Genomic DNA, 2,065 nt, shown 5'->3' on the forward strand with positions numbered 1-2,065 from the left:
CCGCGCAGCGTCGCCGCTGTCGTTCACGGGGCGCGCGCCCCGGTGTCCGGCGCCGCGTGGACCCGCCCCGAACGGACCCCGGCCGCGTGACCGGGCGCGCCCGTCCCGCCCCCGGCCAGGTCGAGGGGGACGTCCTCGACGTCGTCGCCAGGGTCGCCGGACCCGTGCGCGGCGTCGGGCTGGTGCTGCTGAGCTCGTTCGGCGTGCTGTCCGTGCCCGACGCGCGCCTGCCCCTGGCGTTCGCGCTGTTCGGCCTGGTGCTGCTCGGCGCGGTCGTGGACTGCTGGAGCGCGGTCACCGGGCGCGGCGCGGCGCTGGCGTTCGTGTTCGCCGTCGCGCGGGCGGGCGCGGTGTGCGCCACCCAGGACCCGTCGAGCCAGTGGGCCCTCAACGTCCTCACCACCACCGCGATCACCCTGCAGTGGGAGTGGTCGCCGAAGGTGACCGTGCCCGCGACCGCCGCCCTGCTCGCCGTCTACCTGGTCGGCGGCGAGGGCGGTGGCGCGGCGGTGCTGCGGGTCGTGGTCGAGTGCGTGCTGGCGCGGCTGGCGTTCGAGCTGCTGCGGCGCTCCACCGGCCGCGTCGACCGGCTGCGCGCCGAGCGGGCCGCGCTGGAGCGGGCCGAGGCGCTGGCGGTGCAGCGGCGCAGGCAGGAGCGCGAGTACCTGGCGCTGCTGCACGACACCGCGTCGGCGACGTTCCTGGTCGTCGCGGTGCACGGCGGCGACCCCGACGAGGTCGCAGGCTACGCGCGGCGCGACCTCGCCGTGCTCACCGCGCCCGGCGGCGGCGAGGCGGGCGGGGTGGTGGACGTCGGGTCCTCGCTGCGGGCGCTCGTCGAGCGCGGCCCGGTGCGGTTCGACACCCGGTTCGAGGACGCCCTCGTGCCGACCGGGGTGGCGCTGGCGCTGGTCAGGGCGGTGCGCGAGGCGGTGGTGAACGTGGAGAGGCACGCGGGCGTCGAGTCCGCCGAGCTGGTGGTGCGGGCGCGGGGGAGCGGCGGGGTGCTGGTGGAGGTGCGCGACCACGGGCGCGGGTTCGACCCCGGCGCGGTGCCGGGGCACCGGCGCGGCATCCGAGGCTCGCTGGTAGAGCGGATGGCCGCCGTCGGCGGGCGCGCAGAGGTGCGCTCGCGGCCGGGCGCGGGCACCCTCGTGCGGCTGACCTGGGACGGGGAGGACACCCGTGGCTGAGGCCCCGCCGCCACCGCAGGAGGTCGCCGACCGGGTGGTCGCCAACGTGCGCCTGCTGCTGCTGTGCGTCACCGGCGTGCTCCAGTTCGGCCTGTGCCTGCCGCCGCTGCTGGTGCACGACCACGCCCCGACGGCGTGGGTGGCCTACGCGGCGTTCTCCGCCGTCGTGCTCCTGTGCGCGGTGTGGGTCGCGCCCCGCCGCCCGCTGCCGACGCCGGTGGTGGCGCTCGGCGTGGTCGTGGTGCTCGCGTCCTCGGTGACCGCGACCGCGGCCCTGCCGGACGGCGGCCACTTCCAGGCGCCGCACTGGTCGTTCGGGCTGGTCGGCTGGCACCTGCTCCTGCTGCTGCTCGACCGGGTGCCGCTGCTGCTGTGCGCGTTCGCCGCGCACGTGGTCGACAGCGTCGTGCAGTTCGTGCTCGCCGACCTGCCCAAGCGGGTCGAGATCGGCGCGGCGGGCGCGGTGCTGCTCAGCGTCACCAGCTTCCAGCTCGCCATCCTGTGGATCACCCGCGTGCTGCACCGCAGCTCCCGCCAGGCCGCCGAGGCCGCCGCCGAGCAGGAGCGCGCCGCCACCCGCGCCGCGCTCGCCAGGCAGTCCGAGCTGGACCTGCGCGCGGGCTTCGCGGGCCAGCTCGGCGCGACCCTGCCGCTGCTCGCCGACCTCGCCGACGGGGTGCTCGACCCGCGCGACGCGGACACCCGGCTGCGCTGCTCGCTCGCCGCGACCCAGCTGCGCAGGTTGTTCGCCGAGAACGACGACGTGCCCGACCCGCTGGTGCACGAGGTGACCGCGTGCGTGGACGTCGCCGAGCGGCGCGGGGTCGCGGTGTCGCTGGCGGTCAGCGGGGCGGCGGTGCCGGTGCCCCAGG

General features: G+C 77.7%; 2 protein-coding genes. Both read left to right on the forward strand.

The features are described from left to right. The first annotated feature begins 86 nt into the window (after nucleotides 1–86). Complete coding sequence (locus tag ACTUAL_RS09495) at nucleotides 87–1,193, forward strand: sensor histidine kinase (protein WP_440899996.1); 1,107 nt, start codon at nucleotides 87–89, stop codon at nucleotides 1,191–1,193. Continuing rightward, nucleotides 1,186–2,065 (forward strand): hypothetical protein (locus ACTUAL_RS09500; protein ID WP_440899997.1); only part of this gene is annotated, 880 nt, incomplete at its 3' end. The genes ACTUAL_RS09495 and ACTUAL_RS09500, both read left to right, overlap by 8 nt.

Source organism: Actinosynnema sp. (genome assembly GCF_052038725.1).